This is a genomic window from Halomicrococcus pelagicus, assembly GCF_050954125.1.
The window spans coordinates 51306-64470 of record NZ_JBPBWC010000016.1; the positions used below are offsets into that span (position 1 = coordinate 51306).

At 57.7% G+C, this 13165-nt stretch carries 11 protein-coding genes; 8 read left to right on the top strand and 3 right to left on the bottom strand.

What is annotated here, in order from left to right; genetic code table 11:
- Positions 1 to 36: 36 nt before the first annotated feature.
- Positions 37 to 471, bottom strand: coding sequence for a helix-turn-helix domain-containing protein (locus tag ACRYA2_RS20785; RefSeq protein ID WP_433632630.1), 435 nt, complete (start codon positions 469 to 471; stop codon positions 37 to 39).
- Positions 472 to 1477: 1006 nt separating this feature from the next.
- Here ACRYA2_RS20785 and ACRYA2_RS20790 point away from each other — a divergent pair.
- A complete protein-coding gene (locus ACRYA2_RS20790) occupies positions 1478 to 1762 on the top strand; it encodes a DUF8118 domain-containing protein (RefSeq protein ID WP_433632633.1) in 285 nt (94 codons plus the stop codon).
- Here the strand turns inward: ACRYA2_RS20790 and ACRYA2_RS20795 are convergent.
- A complete protein-coding gene (locus tag ACRYA2_RS20795; RefSeq protein ID WP_433632635.1) occupies positions 1759 to 3204 on the bottom strand; it encodes an alkaline phosphatase family protein in 1446 nt (481 codons plus the stop codon). The two genes, ACRYA2_RS20790 and ACRYA2_RS20795, sit on opposite strands and share 4 nt — an antisense overlap.
- An 871-nt stretch (positions 3205 to 4075) precedes the next feature.
- On the opposite strand from ACRYA2_RS20795, the gene ACRYA2_RS20800 reads away from it, so the two are divergent.
- Both ACRYA2_RS20800 and ACRYA2_RS20805 read left to right on the top strand, forming a co-directional pair.
- Positions 4076 to 4417: a DUF4326 domain-containing protein gene (locus ACRYA2_RS20800; protein ID WP_433632638.1), complete on the top strand. Its 342-nt coding sequence runs from the start codon at positions 4076 to 4078 to the stop codon at positions 4415 to 4417.
- A gap of 752 nt (positions 4418 to 5169) precedes the next feature.
- The gene (locus tag ACRYA2_RS20805) at positions 5170 to 6123 is read left to right on the top strand and encodes an endonuclease/exonuclease/phosphatase family protein (RefSeq protein WP_433632640.1); all 954 of its coding nucleotides are present in this window, start codon (positions 5170 to 5172) and stop codon (positions 6121 to 6123) included.
- On the opposite strand, the gene ACRYA2_RS20810 is transcribed toward ACRYA2_RS20805, so the two are convergent.
- Positions 6080 to 6418: a hypothetical protein gene (locus ACRYA2_RS20810; protein ID WP_433632643.1), complete on the bottom strand. Its 339-nt coding sequence runs from the start codon at positions 6416 to 6418 to the stop codon at positions 6080 to 6082. The genes ACRYA2_RS20805 and ACRYA2_RS20810 overlap by 44 nt on opposite strands.
- 449 nt (positions 6419 to 6867) lie before the next feature.
- Here ACRYA2_RS20810 and ACRYA2_RS20815 point away from each other — a divergent pair, with 449 nt between their 5' ends.
- The 5 genes from ACRYA2_RS20815 to ACRYA2_RS20835 all read left to right on the top strand — a co-directional run bounded on the left by ACRYA2_RS20815 (position 6868) and on the right by ACRYA2_RS20835 (position 13162).
- A complete protein-coding gene (locus ACRYA2_RS20815) occupies positions 6868 to 7128 on the top strand; it encodes an amidase family protein (RefSeq protein ID WP_433632645.1) in 261 nt (86 codons plus the stop codon).
- Between the two features lie 169 nt (positions 7129 to 7297).
- Positions 7298 to 7600, top strand: coding sequence for a hypothetical protein (locus tag ACRYA2_RS20820; RefSeq protein ID WP_433632648.1), 303 nt, complete (start codon positions 7298 to 7300; stop codon positions 7598 to 7600).
- Positions 7600 to 9138: a sodium:solute symporter family protein gene (locus ACRYA2_RS20825; RefSeq protein ID WP_433632650.1), complete on the top strand. Its 1539-nt coding sequence runs from the start codon at positions 7600 to 7602 to the stop codon at positions 9136 to 9138. Before ACRYA2_RS20820 ends, ACRYA2_RS20825 begins: the two co-directional genes overlap by 1 nt.
- A gap of 153 nt (positions 9139 to 9291) precedes the next feature.
- Complete coding sequence (locus ACRYA2_RS20830) at positions 9292 to 11376, top strand: hydantoinase/oxoprolinase family protein (RefSeq protein WP_433632653.1); 2085 nt, start codon at positions 9292 to 9294, stop codon at positions 11374 to 11376.
- Entirely contained in the window at positions 11369 to 13162 is a 1794-nt protein-coding gene (locus ACRYA2_RS20835; RefSeq protein ID WP_433632655.1) for a hydantoinase B/oxoprolinase family protein, read from the top strand. The genes ACRYA2_RS20830 and ACRYA2_RS20835 overlap by 8 nt, the downstream gene beginning before the upstream one ends.
- The last annotated feature ends 3 nt before the right edge of the window (positions 13163 to 13165 follow it).

A 13165-nucleotide genomic window follows, 5' to 3' on the forward strand; every position in this document is an offset into this window, starting at 1 on the left:
GAATCATAGAGTAGGTAGAACGGAGTGAAATTCGAGTTAGAGGTAGGTTGATTCCGTATCGAAGGAACGAAGCAATCGCCGGATATGACCATCAGAATACGAAACATTGTATTTGTTAGTTATATGCTCTTGTAATACTTCGATAGTCCATAATCCAGTATCATAACCAAATGAACGTGGTGGCTTTTCTATATCAGATTGTAGTTGTTCACGCTCGGAATTGGTGAGCGCAGGTGGTCGTCCCGGCCGATCTTCGTCTTGAATAGCCTCGTCTATTGGCATCTCTTCGAAGCGGTCAAGCCAATAGTACACGGTCGACCGTGGGATAGCATAGCGAGTGCTCAGCGTTTCGACCAAGACGCCATCCTTGTACGCGAGCGCAATCATTAGTCGTTTTGCGGCTTTCCCAGTCGAAACATCATCTAATGCGTCGTGGAGATCGTCAACCGCAATGTCCGAAAGTTTGGCCATGTATGTCACTCTTTTCTCCGCTCCCAAAAGTCCAACTACTTCTGTTGCTCCAGAGTCGAAAATAATAGAAATTTATATAGGTAATCAGCAGCGGCTATAGCGAATCATAACAGAGAACCAGACGTGAGCCTCGGCTTTCTGCAGCCGTGAAGTTGTACCCTAGTCGCTCTCGCCCTAGTGTAATTGAACGCCACGTTCCGCCGACTGACCTGCGTCTTCACGCCGAGAAACGTTTCTCCACTAGAAGCTACATCGCGAACTCCTCGTCGCGCGTATCTGGTCCCCCGACTTCTCGTTACATCTTGCATCCTGAGAGTGGTGTCTCTCGCATGCCGAGACGCTAACAGTGCTGCTCGACCGACCATGAAGGCGCGCTATCGACGACGTTAGTATAGACTACAAACAAACAGTTGCAAGTAAGCGCACTGAGTTGCGGCAGGTCACAGCAAGCAACTGCTCTCCAAGCTGGCGAAAACTGTTGAAACCGTTCACGAAACGACGCTAGGGGTCTAATACCACCCTCTGTCTTGGAGGAATTGCATCAGGCGGTCCTGTCGATGCCTGGTGACTCACATCGGCATGGCCGGCCAGATGCAGATGGAGATGCAGGCGAGTACGAACACCTACCCACCCATCAACGCTCACCGCATCTCGCGCATCTTCCGCCGACGCTACCCAACGTGTTGTCATCCCCCTTCCAGACGTACGCACGTCTTATTTCATCTCCTGCTCTCAGTCAGACAGAACGAATCTACTGGAGATGCTGTTCTCCGTCGGAGACTCTTGAGGAGTGAAGAATCCGTCTCGCGCTAAGCCAGCAGCGCGAGGGTGGGCTTCTCTGCCAAAGGAAACCCATCTCAATAATACCAGCTCTAGGCCTTGAACCTACTGGTGGGCTCAAAAAACACGTACAGCAGGAATGCATCGCTTCGACGTCGAAGCCTCTGGCCAAGTTGACGTGACGAATGAGACGCACGGCACTTCCGCTGCGCACGAATACGTCGTGATGCTCGATACTGAGACTGGTGATGCGCTTACGTGCACCTGCCCGCACCACGTCCACCGGAGTGCGTTCTGTAAGCATATGGCTGCCGTCGAAGACGCGACCGCCGACGGCTCCCTTGACGCCTTCCCTACTGACGACGACACGGAGAGCGACGACATAGAGACGCGCGTCACTGGCCCGCACGTCGGCCACGACAAACACGGCCATTTTGATCACCGCTACTGGCGGTGTGAACACTGCGGGACCGAAACCACCGACAAAGACGCGCTCGCCCACTGCTGCTAACCACTTTTCTTCTCTGTAAAAATTGCTTCCCGGATACGACCATCCATAGCGGAGGGCACCGAGCAATCATGTGCGTGAAGGAGTGTTGGCGCGAGATCAAGAATCGAGATATCATCGATTGTCCCCGTGGTAAACATCGGCCCAGTTGCGGCAAATAATCCAGACCGCGTATTCACGCCGCGCCACATCTCGTGATCACGTGTAAATATCTCGTCTCCACCAAGTTTATCTGAGATGTGGATATACGGTGCTTTGTCAATAACGATATCAGGCCATTCCTCGGTATATGTGCCGCTATAGACGTTTTCACCGCGGTATACTCCCTGTGTAATTGGATGGCCATCAGGCGTTGTCATACGCTCCAGTTTTGTAATGAGCTCATCACGCAGTGAATCATATTGTGAACCGGTTACATTAAGATAGAGAGGGCCTTGGGCACTTGCGATTGCTGCCGTCTGCTCCCAATTGGCTGTATCAAGTTTGCCACGACCGACATTCCCCTCACTATTTGGAAGTCGATTGATCAGACTATCGGGAACTAACTCTCCAGCGATCGACTGCGGGTCAAACGGGACGTATGAATCGACATTTGCGAGCGTTTCATTGATTCGGTCGGCCGTCACCCCTGCTTGATGGAGAGTACTACTAACGTCAGTATCGAACGAGAGATACCCTTCTTGTTTGAGCCACCGGTTGAGATAGAAGACAGTTTGTATCTCAGCATGGCCATGGTCACTCATGAGAACAAGGTTTGTGTCGTCAGTGAGGAACGACGCGAGATGATCGTCAATCTGCTTCCACGCTCGCAGCGTCCGCTCGTCATCCCAGAAATGATGGTGGAGAACGTTGATATAGAACGACGTTAGTTGCAAAAAGGAAAGATCATGGCTATCAAGCAGATGCTTACCTACCTGAAATTGTGAATCGATCCGATCCAAGATTTCCTCGTAGGCGGCCTCCGTCTCAGATTCCAGGGACCGTCTGATTGTGACGCGGTAATCAAACTCCTCTTGGAGTTCGTCCTCAAGCTCAGTCGGCGCTGTGAATCCGGTCGTGTCTGCGTCTGGCGCTCCCGAAATATATGCTTCTCCAACTGACTTTGGTGGATAAGTAGTTGGGACTCCGAGAACGCCAACCCGTTCCTGTTCAGCGAGTCGGTCCCAGTATTCAGCATGATTATGATACCGTTCCGCTGGGAGGTAGACGCGCTGATTGGCAGTGTCGATATTATACCACCAAAAGATACCAAGCTTCCCGGGATTCTTGCCGGTCGCATAGGCTTTCCAGTTTGGCGAGGTGACTGGCGGTAGCACAGACTGCAACTCGCCTGTGACACCCTGTTCGACGATGCGTTCCAATACTGGAAGTTCGCCTGCTTCAATCCACGGTTCAAGCAGTTCGAATCCGGCTCCGTCAAGGCCGATTACGACAGTTCTGGTCATGGGTGATCACTGAGTATGATTCTGCTGAGTCAAAGTTGAATCGCGCTGTCTCCATAGTTATTCGTCGCCTACTAAGGGACGAATCCAGATTCTTGGTCGTCATCTGTTCTAGAATACGATCTGCCGTTGCATGCGTGATCACACCGCTCTAAGACATCTTCTTCACCTGGCTTACAGATGGAGCGATTCTTATTGTCTTCCATGAGCATCGGCACTATCTCTACGCTCAGGGTGGTGATGGGACGCAGTATCGTGCGCTACGGTAGTAACAGGTATTTCTCACCCTGAGAATGCTGACCGTCGTGTGCTGGAAACACAGTGACTCTGCCTGCCCGAGCGCAAACATATGCAGCCGGTGATGTTAGCACTATATACTAACTAGACACTAAGCACAACGTAAACGAAATGAGCGTCCACGATTCAAACCCTTCAATCACGCCGGAGATTTCTGACAACTGTTCAGAGCGTTCAAATTGTGAAACGACACCGGGGGTCTAAGACCAAGCACGCTCACCGATGAGTTGCATCTGGCAGCCCCGTCGGTGTCTGGTGACTCACACCGGCGTGGACGCGCAGATGCAGACACAGGAATATGAGAAAATACACGTGACCGTGTGCGCTCACTCGAACATGCGATCATCTACTTCATTGCCCTCCGCTGCCGGCTGACGCCGACGGCTCTCCACCTGCCGTTGACGCTGTCATCCATCCACCGTTTTCTATTCGGCCATACTCTACTATATGCAATTGACCGGCAGTGAAGACGTGACTGCCGACAGCTCGCTCAACGCCGTCCCTGCTGATGACCTCCCTGAGAGTAGTGTCAACGACGGTGAGACGAATGTCACTGGCCTATACGTCGGTCGCGACAATGACGAAACAGACCACGCTCACAGGCGACGTACAGACCCGCCTCGTTAACCAGCGCAACACCGACGAGTACGATATCGATATCGGGAGAGCCAACGGCGGTGAGAGCCACCTGCTGAACACCGACGTTGGCGACGACGGGTGGCTCGGCAATCCCTACAAAACGAGTGATGGATACTCGCGAGAAGAAGCAGTTGAGAAGTACCGGGAAGCGTTTCAAAACAGATTCGACGACGATGAGTTCCGAGACGCTGTCGAGGAGCTCCGTGGCAAGACTCTGGCCTGTTGGTGCACTCCGAAAGCGTGCCACGGGGATGTCATCCTCGAATACCTCCGAAGTTAGCATAGTATACTAACCTGCGTGCTCGCCCAAGAGCGACCGAACCGCGAGAAGACGCCTTTTCGACCATCGTCTCGCGAGCGACATCTCGGGCGTCCACGGCGTCAATCGCGTCGGCGACGTCGGCCCGGTATGGCGGTAGGTCTACGTCCCTTCTCGCTATCTTGCTCTGGCGACGGCAGTCTCGGAGATGCTTCCCTACATACTAGGACCTTGTCTCTATCATTTTCACAGACGCGGCTCCTGGAAAGCAACGTCAAGTAATGACAGACGTCCCTTACGTCATCCTCCAATTTGATCTCAAGCGACCGCCACGTCTGTAGCCACACAATCGAGCGCTATCCGACGCACGGCTACGACATCCTCCAGGAGACCGCCAAGATAGCGATGCACTCCTGCTCGGATAACTGAGTCTCACTCGCCTGCTCCCAGTCTGCGTGCGTGAAGATCGTCAGCACACATATTGGACAGAAAGTGCCGAGAGAGTCTCGTTGTTTCTCCTCTCCACGCTTCCTGGTGAGCCTTGAATACCGAGAATTACAACTGTCGTATGCCGAGGATAACCACGACGGTCTCCTGTCCTTGAGGGGACAGAAGGTAGTCTTCGTGGTCGTGGTTGTGCATTCGCCCGAGTGACGTTTACCGACTGGATTGGTTCTCGAGAGCCTCATATGGTTACACTGTTTCTATGATATATAATATATTTTATATAAATATAAAAATATTTATATCTAAAAGAGGTACATTAATGTGCTATGCTCGATGACTTCTCACGACGAAAGTTCGTTCAATGGATAGGTTCTACATCGATTGGAGCAGCACTTGGAATAAGCACGGGATCAGCAACTACTGATATGGCCCCTCAATCCAACGATCTATCCCCGTCCAGTAATCGCCCGACTCGCCTCAGGGCATGCTCGTTCAATATTCGATATGATAATCCTGACGATGAATATTCGTGGGAAGAACGACTGAGTCGCGTTGCTGAGACAATCACCGATATCAATTCAGGTCTTCTCGGCATACAAGAGGCACAACCAAATCAGTACGACGACCTCCGTGAAGAAGTTGATGAATACAATTGGTATGGTGTTGGGAGAGATGATGGCGATCGAGAAGGTGAGATGGTGCCTGTTGCCTGGAATTCCACCCAATTTGAAGCGATTGAACGAGGCGCATTTTGGCTCTTAGAAACACCTAATGAGCCGAGCGTCGGTTGGGATGCTGATCTCCCACGTGTGACGACCTGGGTAAGTCTTCGTCATCGTAAGACCAAAAGACGGCTGTGGTTCTGCAACACCCACTTTTCACATGTCGGAGAAACTGCTCGGATTGAGTCTGCAAAACTCATCCGTAAGCGCGCACGCGATCGCGCAGAAAAGGGTGAAGATGTCGTAATCACAGGCGATTTCAACTCCAAACCAAGTCGGAAACCGTATCAAATCATGACTGGGAAAAATGGTAGTACCGAGGGTTCCTTATTCGATCCTCGGAGAGAAGTTAATACAAATACAGTGTACGGCCCATGGGGAACCTATCATGGGTTCACCCCCACCATTAAGGATCGAATTGACTACATCTTCACGCTTGACACTGCCACCATTGATTGGTATCGAACGCTCGCCGTGCAAGAAGGAAACTATCGATCTGATCATTTACCTGTTATCACAGAGTTCGAATATAGCTCCCGTCATCGGCGCCAAGAGTAGAGCTACTAGCACTATTGTAGCGGTATGCTTTCTTAGATTGCAGCGTTCGTCTCTCAGTCATAGATTTTCGTTCATCCGCGATTTTCCGTCCGGCTTCCAGTACGTCGAGATACTTTGCTTCGACCTGCTGGTATTCGGCGCGCTGCTCGCGAAAGTTCACCAGTGCCGTATTCTGCTCGGAGCGCTCGACAGTCTCGAAGCGTTGGCGGCCTGCGTTCGCTGCTTCTGCCACGAGATCTTCCGTCTCATCATCAACGCCTTCCGTGCTATCATAGTCGCGGACGAGGTTGATCATCCGCGAGACAGACGCCCGCTTGCGGGCGTTCCGCTGGATCAATGATTCTGATTTCGTGCAAATATCTATGCTTATTATAAATGTAAACTAGAATGAGATTGTGGTGATAAAACATATGTACGTGGAGCCTGTGTCTATGCATAGCTATGGAAATACTACATTGGTTACGCGACACCTTTAGTTCAGGAAACCCGCCTCAACAGACGGAACAGCAGGTACGGGCGACCGGTGATATTTTTGAATGTGAAGAATGCGGTACCACCTTTATTTCGAAACCATCTGATTGTTCAAAGTGCGATCAGAGCGAATTCCGAAATCTCGGCAGTTGTTAATCCTGTATCCTTATCGTTCGTTTTCTACTGATACAGTTTCTAACGCGTCGAAACGTTGATCACTGTTCTGTCCGCGTACAGTCCATCCGTCCAGACACGATTCGAGAGCGGATCCAAATGCTGGTGACGCCGACGATGGGCACAAGCGGGTTGACGCTGCCTGCGGATTACGAGCTGGAAATAGACCAGTACTTGACGTGGCCGTTCAACTGGACAGGGCATCCGGCGTCGTCGGTGCCTGCAAGGCTCGTCGAGGACGGGCTTCCGGTCGGGATGCAGGTCGTTGGCCGTCGGTACGAAGACGACACCGTGCTGGCCGCCAGCATCGCCGTCGAACGAGAACGACCGTGGCACGGCATCTACGAGGCCGGGATGTAGCGACAATGACTGGTTCTCGTCTCCCGAACGGACCTGGGTGAACGGCGTTTTCCGAATTTAATTCTATGCTCTATACCAAAGTCGATAAATTACTATATTATCTCGCTCCAACTTATATGTTAGACTATTTACAGACAAATATTAGTCGGATGGTAAGAGATACCATGATATGGTGCTTCCGACGTCACGAGCTGGAAAAATCACGGTCGCTATCCTGGCCGTCTTCACTATCGCGATGAATCCACCGGTGATCGAGATCGTCGACGCCCCGACGACGGTCGTAGGAATCAATGTATTGTACCTCTGGACGGTCTCGTGGGGAATACTCATCACGCTCGTGCTCATCTGGGCTGCCTGGCATGATGCGTTCGCGCTCACGGAGGACCAAGTGCCACCCGAACTCCGCAGCGATGAGGAGGTAGTGACAACGGAGTCCGACTCTCAAGACGCCGTCGCGGAGGGAGGAAGCTGATGGTCTCGCTACAGACGACGGTCGCGCTCGCGACCATCGGCGTCTATCTCGTCGTCATCCTCGCGCTCGGGTACCGCGGGTGGCAGGTCGGCAAGCTCGAAGTCGACGACTGGATGGCGGCCGGTCGAGGCCTCGGAATCGTCGTCCTCCTGTTCACGTTCGCCGCCTCCTATCACTCGGCGTTCGCGTTCCTGGGCATCGGCGGCTTCGTCTACGCGAACGGAATCGGCATCTTCAGCGCCTCGACGTTTTACCTGGTCATCTCGGGCGTGATGCTCTGGGTCGTCGGCTCCCGCGTCTGGTTGCTCGGAAAGAAACACGGCTACCTCACCCCCTCCGACCTCCTCGAAGACTTCTACGAATCCCCGCTACTCGGCAAACTCGTGAGCCTCGCGCTCATCCTCTTCACCTTCCCGTACATCGCGACGCAGTTGATCGGCGGCGGAATCATCTTCGAGACGGCGACCCAGGGCGCGATAAGCTTCGAGATGGGAGCGGCCATCTTCCTGATAGCGGGCGTTATCTACGTCTGGCTCGGCGGGCTCCGCGCCGTCGCGTGGACCGACGCTATCCAGGGCGTGTTCATGTTTGGTGCGATCTGGATCGCTGGCTGGTTCTTCGTCTTCACGGCCTACCAGGGACCGCAGGCGTTCTGGGCGGAGATGGTGCAGTCGTTCAGCGCCTACGTGTCGCTACCCGGACCCGCGGGAGCGATCACCCCGGCGTTCTACGTTTCGTTCGCGGTCATGACCGGAATTGGCGTGTCGATGACGCCCCACATCTTCCTGCGATACGTCTCTGCGCGCTCGCCGCGCGTCCTCAAGTGGGTCGCGGCGTTCGGGACGGGATACCTCATCCTATTCTATCTGCCGGTGGCCTTCCTCGGGCTGGGTGCGGTCCAGGCGTTCCCCGACCTCGCGCGACCGGATTCCGCGATTCCGACCGTGCTCTATGAGTTCACCCCGATATGGTTCGCCTCGATCATCGTCGCCGGAGCCGTCGCGGCCGCGATGAGCACTGCCGACTCCCAGCTTCACGCCGTGTCGGCGCTCCTCACCCGGGACTGGTACCAGGACTACGCCGACGAGGACGTGGACGAACAGACCGTCACTCGCGTCGCGCAGTACACGATTCCCGTTCTCGGTCTCCTCTCGTACATCATTGCGATCCAGCAGTTCGAGTTCATCCTGCTGTTGACGGCGCTCAGCTTTTACGGGGCCGCCCAGCAGCTCCCGCTCCTCTTGGGAGCGCTGTTCTGGCCGCGCTCGTCGCGAGAGGGCGCTCTCGCCGGATTCACCCTGGGAGTCCTCGTCACGGCAGCGATCGAGTTCGGGGTCGTCTCTCTGCCGAGCGTGTTCCCCGGGTTCGTGAGCGGGTTCTACGGCCTGATCGTGAACTCAATCGTCTTCGTCGCCGTCAGTTACGTCGTCGGTGGCGTCTCGGACGAGTCGCTCGAAGACACGCAGGGGTACATCGACTACGCGACGTCGCAAGCGTGGCAGACAAGCGAACAACACATCGCAGGTGATGACGATTGACGACCGCTGTCACTATATATTGCGAGCAAGCATGATGCTGTTACTACCGGGACGGCAGACGCTCGGGGGCGGTCGGTCAGGTCGATTGCTCGCTCGAGGCCGTCGTTCCACGAGGCGACGAACAACCGGCGAGGATGATTCCATACGACATACATGAACGACGAGAACACTGGCGCTGAGACTGACGAAGACGCGCTTCGCGTCGGCGTCGACATCGGAGGAACCTTCACTGACATCGTTACCGTTCAGAACGGTACCGTTCGAGTCAGCAAAACGTCGTCCACTCCCGACGCCCCGGAACGGGGAGTGCTCGACGGGCTCGAGAAGGCAAGCGAGCGCGAAGAGTGGGCGTTCGAGTCGATCGGATTCCTCGGCCACGGGACGACGGTCGCGACGAACGCGGTGCTCGAAGGAGAGTGGGCAGACACCGCGCTCGTGACGACCGAGGGATTCCGAGACGTCGTCGAAATCGGCCGTCAAAACCGGCCGGATATCTACGACTTCCAGACTGAGAAGCCGGCCCAGATCGTCCCGCGCGACCGTCGGTTCGAAGTGACGGAGCGTCTCGACGAGCGAGGGGCCGTCCTCACGGACCTCGACGAGGAGAGCATCAGAGCAGTCGCTGACCAACTGCGGCGCGTCGAAACTGAGAGCGTGGCGATCAGCCTGCTCTATGCCTTCGAGAACGACGACCACGAACGACGGGTTCGCGACGTCTTGCAGAGCGAGGGCGTCGACGCCTCGTACTCGCTGTCGAGCGACGTCCTCCCCGAGATCCGCGAGTACGAGCGGACGCTGGCGACCGCTATGAACGCCGCTCTCAAGCCCGTGATGGACCAGTACATCGGCAATCTCGGCGCGGAAATCGGAGAGCGGGGCGTCGATACCGACCTCAAGATCATGCAATCGAACGGCGGCATCATCGCAGCTGACGTCGCCCGCGAGCAGCCGGTGCGGACGCTGCTCTCGGGTCCCGCCGCCGGCGTCCAGGGCGCGACCGCTATCGCGGAGCGCTGTGACATCGGCGACGTGATCACGATGGACATGGGCGGCACCTCCTGTGACGTTTCGCTCGTCGAGGACGGAACGCCGATCATCTCGACCGACGTCGAGATCGGGGAGTACCCGGTCGGCGTGCCGATGGTCGACGTCCACACGATCGGGTCGGGCGGGGGGTCGATCGCCTGGATCGACAAAGGGGACGCTCTCCGGGTCGGCCCCCAGTCGGCGGGTGCGGACCCGGGCCCGATCTGCTACGGACGGGGCGGGACCGACCCGACCATCACCGACGCTCAGCTCCTGCTCGGGCGATTGAACCCCGACAAATTCCTCTCGGGCGAACTCGACGTCGAAGTCGACGACGTGCACCGGATCGTCGAACGGGAGATAGCGGAGCCGCTCGGACAGTCCGTCGAGGAGGCGGCACAGGGAATCGTCGACGTCGCGAACGCGAACATCCAGCGGGCGCTGCGGGTCGTCAGCGTCGAGCGCGGCCACGATCCCCGCGAGTTCGGCCTCGTCGCCTTCGGCGGCGCGGGCCCACTCCACGCCTGCGAAATCGCCCGAGATCTCGAAATCCCACGGGTGATCGTCCCCCGGACCGCGGGCGTCCTCTCCGCGCTCGGACTGCTGACGAGCGACATGATCTACGACTACAGCACTTCGCGGGTGCGTCGTCTCTCGGCGGTCGACCCCGCCGAACTGGCGGAGACGTTCGCGGGCTTCGAACAGGAGGGACGAGGCCGGCTAGACGAGGCGGCAGTCCCCGACGACCAGATGCGTTTCGAGCGGTCGCTCGACCTGCGCTACGTCGGCCAGTCGTTCGAGCTATCGGTTCCCATACCGGAGGGCGACCTCAACGAGGAGAGCATCGAAACCATCGAAGAGCGATTCCACGAGCGCCACGAGCAGCGCTACGGACACGCGTATCCGGAAGAGCCAATCGAGCTTGTGACGATTCGCCTCCGCTCGCGAGGAGTCATCGAACCGCCCGCGCTCACTGCCGACCGCGCGAGCGGCAGCGCAGACGACGCACTGCACGAGACGCGAGATGTCGTCTTCGACGGCGAATCCATCGAGACGAGCATCTACAACGGCACTCGCTTGCCGCCAGACAGCGAGTTCGACGGCCCGGCCATCGTCGAGGGAGCCGAAAGCACGACCGTCGTCCCACCGGAGCAACGAGCCCGCGTCGACGAGTACGGCAACCTGATCGTGGAGGTGTTCCCCGATGACTGATAACGACACAGACGTCAGTTCGACAACCGACGACCGCGATATCGACTCGGCCTCCCTCGAGATCATCCGCAACGCGTGTGCGGCGATCGCCGAGGAGATGAACGCCAACCTGATCCGGACCGGATACTCGCCGAACATCAAGGAGCGCAGGGACTGTTCGTGTGCGCTGTTCGACGCAGACGGCGAGATGATCAGCCAGGCCGAGAACATGCCCGTTCACCTTGGGGCGATGCCCTTCTCGGTCGCGGCGGCGATCGACCAGTTCCCGCCCGAGACGCTCGAACCGGGTGACGGGGTGCTTCTGAACGACCCCTTCCGTGGTGGGGCTCACCTGCCGGATCTCACGCTCGTCACGCCGGTGTTCGTCGACGGCGACGTCGTGGCGTACGCCGCCAACCGCGCCCATCACGCTGACGTTGGCGGGTCGAGCGCCGGCAGCGTCGCGGCGGACTCGACGGAGATATATCAGGAGGGCATTCGGATTCCGCCAGTGAAGCTCTACGAGGGCGGCGAGGTGAACGAGACAGCGATGGACTTCATTCTCGCGAACGTCCGAACGCCGGACGAACGTCAGGGCGATCTCCGCGCGCAAGAGGCGGCGAACCAGACCGGTCGACAGCGATTTCAGGATCTCGCAGAGAAGTACGGTGCCGAGTACCTCGGTACGGCGCTCGAAGAGATCAAGGACTACTCCGAGCGCCGAATGCGAGCGGAGATCGACTCGTTACCCGACGGAACGTACCGGTTCGAGGACGTCATCGACGACGACGGCCGGGGCAACGAGGACCTCCCGGTCGTCGCCGCGGTGACCGTCGACGGCGACTCCATTGTTGTCGACTTCGACGGCACGGCGGCTCAGACCGAGGGGCCGGTCAACGCGGTCTTCGCCGTGACGGCGTCGGCAACGTACTACGCGGTGCGCTGCGTGACCGACCCGGACATCCCGCCGAACCACGGCTGCTATCGACCGATCGACATCAACGCACCCGAAGGGACCATCGTCGACCCGACGCCGCCAGCGGCGGTCGTCGGCGGCAATCTGGAGACGTCCCAGCGCGTCACCGACGTCGTGCTCGGCGCGCTCGCGGAGGCGACGCCCGACCACGTGCTCGCCGGGAGTCAAGGGACGATGAACAACGTCACGTTCGGCGGCACCGACCCGCGAGACGATGCGCCGTACGCCTTCTACGAGACGCAGGGTGGCGGGTTCGGCGGGCGCGCCGGGAAAGACGGGCTCGACGGCGTCCACGTCCACATGAGCAACACAATGAACACGCCGGTCGAGGTTCTGGAGACCGCCTACCCGCTGCGGGTGACTCGCTACGAGTTCCGAGAAGACTCGGGCGGCGCGGGCGAATACCGGGGCGGCCTCGGCTTGCGGCGGGACATCGGCGTGCGCGGTCACCGGGCCACGTTCAGCCTCCTCGCCGACCGTCGTCGGCACGCCCCGTACGGGCTTGCTGGCGGTCTTGACGGAGCGCCCGGTGCTGCGTACCTCCTCGAAAACGCCCTCGATGAAGGGGCGGACGCCGACGCGGACGACGGCGAGCAGCTGGCCGGGAAGGTCGTTCGCGAACTCGACCCAGGGACGGTCGTCAGCATTCGCACGCCCGGCGCCGGCGGCTACGGTAACCCCGCCGACCGCGACCCGGCGGCGATTCGACGAGACGTCGAACTCGGGAAGATGTCGCGCGAGGCGGCGCGCGCGGTGTATGGGGACAACGCTCTCGACGGCGACGACGGCAGCGATGACGACGCGACCGACGGTCGTTCGTCCGACCGGTAAGCG

Bases quoted from the DNA above. Each gene is read 5' to 3' on its own strand.
- ACRYA2_RS20790 (WP_433632633.1), top strand. From the start codon at position 1,478: ATGCTCGATACTGAGACTGGTGATGCGCTTACGTGCACCTGCCCGCAC.
- ACRYA2_RS20830 (WP_433632653.1), top strand. From the start codon at position 9,292: ATGAACGACGAGAACACTGGCGCTGAGACTGACGAAGACGCGCTTCGC.
- ACRYA2_RS20815 (WP_433632645.1), top strand. From the start codon at position 6,868: ATGCTGGTGACGCCGACGATGGGCACAAGCGGGTTGACGCTGCCTGCG.
- ACRYA2_RS20835 (WP_433632655.1), top strand. From the start codon at position 11,369: ATGACTGATAACGACACAGACGTCAGTTCGACAACCGACGACCGCGAT.
- ACRYA2_RS20800 (WP_433632638.1), top strand. From the start codon at position 4,076: ATGACGAAACAGACCACGCTCACAGGCGACGTACAGACCCGCCTCGTT.
- ACRYA2_RS20820 (WP_433632648.1), top strand. From the start codon at position 7,298: ATGGTGCTTCCGACGTCACGAGCTGGAAAAATCACGGTCGCTATCCTG.
- ACRYA2_RS20810 (WP_433632643.1), bottom strand. From the start codon at position 6,418: ATGATCAACCTCGTCCGCGACTATGATAGCACGGAAGGCGTTGATGAT.
- ACRYA2_RS20825 (WP_433632650.1), top strand. From the start codon at position 7,600: ATGGTCTCGCTACAGACGACGGTCGCGCTCGCGACCATCGGCGTCTAT.
- ACRYA2_RS20805 (WP_433632640.1), top strand. From the start codon at position 5,170: ATGCTCGATGACTTCTCACGACGAAAGTTCGTTCAATGGATAGGTTCT.
- ACRYA2_RS20785 (WP_433632630.1), bottom strand. From the start codon at position 471: ATGGCCAAACTTTCGGACATTGCGGTTGACGATCTCCACGACGCATTA.
- ACRYA2_RS20795 (WP_433632635.1), bottom strand. From the start codon at position 3,204: ATGACCAGAACTGTCGTAATCGGCCTTGACGGAGCCGGATTCGAACTG.